Here is a 2,659-nt window from a genome sequence, read left to right as displayed (position 1 = left end):
GGCCACCGCCATCGTGTCAGCGACGAGGTCGACGACCCGGTCCCGGACCGCGGACGGCGCCGCGGCCCACTCGATCGCGGCCAGCCGCTCGATCATCTCCGCACCCGGTCCATCAGGCCGGCTACGTCCGGCGCGGCCGCCAGGTTCAGGACGGCCGAGGCGATCTCGTCCTGGTGCGCCACACCCGCGGCGTTGAAGGCGAACTTCGTCGCCAGCTCCGCCGAGCTCAACGGGTTGCCGGGCCCGCCCCGGTTGACGTCGACCCGCTCCTCGTGCCGCACGCCGTCGGTCGTGACGACGCGCAGCACCGCCGGGAACTGGTTGGGGAAGATCTCGTCGCAGCGGGCGTCCGGCACGCAGGTCACCTTCGCGGCCAGCGCCAGCCGGTCCGCGTCGGCGGCCGCCGCGTCGGTGAAGTCGTCGTGGCCGAGCCCCAGCCCGCCACCACCGAGCAGGGCGGCGGCCACGGTGTACGGGCCACTGAACGCGGCGTGGTAGCCGGACTTCGGCCGGGCCTTGTCCTCCGGCGGCTGCGCGATCGTCCGCAGCACCGGCGAGGGCACGCCCAGCTCGATCGACGCGATCGCCGCCGGGTCGACACCCCGCGCCCGCAGCGCCAGCGCCGCGTCGATGCCCGCGTGCGTGAAGTGGTTGCACGGGTACGGCTTGAAGAAGATCCCCGGCAGCTCCCAGTGCGTGCCGAGCCGGTCCACGACCGCGTCGACGTCCGCCCGCGAACCGCAGAACGCGTGCAGGAAGCCGAACCGCCCCTCGACCACGGTCGGCGGACCGGTCAGCCCGTGCCGGGCCAGCTCCGCCGCGACCACGCCCGAGTGCGCGGCCCAGCCGCAGTGCACCCGCTTGACCGTGCCACCGGTGCGGTTGGCCTCCAGCAGCCCCGCGCCCATGCTCGCCGCGATGCCGGCCGCGTGCGCGATGCCCGCCTCGTCGAGGCCACCGACCATCGCGGCCGCCACCGCCGCGCCGACCGCGCCGCAGATCGAGGTCGCGTGCTGGCCGCGCTCGAAGAACTCGGAGTTGCCGAGCGCGCGGTCGTAGCCGCCCATGCCGAGCCGGACCGCCACCTCGATGCCCATCCCGGCAGCGTCGAGCAGCGCGGCGCCGGACGCACCGCGGGCCTCGGCGACCGCGAGCGCGGCCGGCACGACGGGCGACGAGGGGTGCAGCACCGACGGCAGGTGGGTGTCGTCGAAGTCGAGCGAGTGCGCCAGCGTGCCGTTGACCAGCGCGGCGTTCGCGGCCGGGACGCGCAGCCCGGTGCCGATAGCGACCGCCTCGGGCGTGCCGCCGGCGTCCCGGACGTACGCGCTGACCGCGCGCGCGGGCGGCAGCCCGGTCGCGGCGAGGCTGTTGCCGAGCAGGTCGAGCACCCGCCGGGCCACGTCATCCCGCAGCGCATCCGGCAACCCGTGCCGGCGCATGTCGTCGGCGACGGCGGCCAGCCGCTGCACGACGGTGGGGGCGGTCACGCGGCCACCGCCGCGAACGGCCGGATCGGCGAGCCCGTGCCGCCGACGATCCGCAGCGGCGCCATCGCGAACACGAACTCGGTCAGCCCGTCGGCCGCCGCGTGCTCCAGGTTGAGGTGCTCGATGATGTGGACGCCGGCCTCGACCAGCAGCACCCGGTGCACCGGCAGCACGCTGTGCCCGGCACCCGGCCGGATCTGCTCGTACGCCGTGGTGTCCGAACCGGTCGCGACCACCCCGCGCGCGGCCAGCCACCGCGCGCCGTCGGTGTCGACACCCGGCACCCCGGACGCCTGGCCCAGATAGGCGGCGGCGTCGTCGAAATGCCGTGCCCAACCGGTGCGGACCAGCGCGACGTCGCCGCGGCCGACCTCGACACCCGCCTTGGCCGCCGCGGCCTCGAGATCCGCGGCGGTCACGCCGTAGCCGCCCGGCAGCACGTCGACGCCGTGCACAGCCGCGACGTCGAGCAGCACGCCCCGGCTCAGCAGGGCGGGCGTGTGCTCCGCGCCGAGTGCGGAGAACCGCCCCCCGGTCTGCGCCGCCGCGGCGTCCACGCCACCGTGCAGCTTCCCGTCGTGGCTGACGTGCGACAGGGCGTCGACGTGCGTGCCGACGTGCCCGCCGGTCACGATCATCTCGTTGGCCGCGGAGCCGCCGTCCGGACGGACCATGTCGCCGTGCCGGCGGATCAGGCTCATCCGGAAGCCCGGGTGGTTGGGGGAGCAGGGCATCCCGGTGAAGTGCGGGTGCCCCAGCTCGACGAGCCGGACGCCCGCGGTCACGGCGGCGAGCAAGGCGTCGGTCAATGCGTTCCTCCTGTGGACGGGTCATGCAGATCGAGGACGAGCCGCGCCCGGCGCACCACGGCGGCGTCGACGAACCGGCCGTCGGCGTCCAGGACGGCGGCCTCGCCGGGCCGCAGCGCGGCGAGCACCGCCTCGGCGGCGGCGACCTCGGCGGCCGAGGGCGTGAACACCGCGTGCACCACCGGGATCTGCCGCGGATGCACCACCGATCGGCCCACGAAGCCCATGGCCCGGGCCTGCCGGGTGCTCGCGCGCAGGCCGTCGAGGTCCGCGACGTCGGTGTAGACGCTCTGCACCGGCGCGGGCAGCCCGGCGGCCCGCGCGGCAACGACGACCCAGCCGCGCGCCCAGGCGAGCCCC

Annotated in this window: 3 protein-coding genes; all 3 read right to left on the bottom strand. The window is 76.0% G+C overall.

What is annotated here, in order from left to right; genetic code table 11:
- Positions 1-92 precede the first annotated feature (92 nt).
- Positions 93-1,490: an MmgE/PrpD family protein gene (locus AB0H87_RS40405; RefSeq protein ID WP_360158700.1), complete on the bottom strand. Its 1,398-nt coding sequence runs from the start codon at positions 1,488-1,490 to the stop codon at positions 93-95.
- Positions 1,487-2,299: a cyclase family protein gene (locus tag AB0H87_RS40400; protein WP_360158697.1), complete on the bottom strand. Its 813-nt coding sequence runs from the start codon at positions 2,297-2,299 to the stop codon at positions 1,487-1,489. The genes AB0H87_RS40405 and AB0H87_RS40400 overlap by 4 nt, the downstream gene beginning before the upstream one ends.
- A partial coding sequence (locus tag AB0H87_RS40395; protein WP_360158694.1) for an HpcH/HpaI aldolase/citrate lyase family protein occupies positions 2,296-2,659 on the bottom strand: 364 nt, incomplete at its 5' end. The genes AB0H87_RS40400 and AB0H87_RS40395, both read right to left, overlap by 4 nt.

It is taken from the genome of Asanoa sp. NPDC050611 (assembly GCF_040654855.1).
GTDB lineage: Bacteria > Actinomycetota > Actinomycetes > Mycobacteriales > Micromonosporaceae > Asanoa.
Note: the sequence above shows the minus strand (reverse complement) of the source record. Positions and strands in the feature narration are given on the sequence as shown.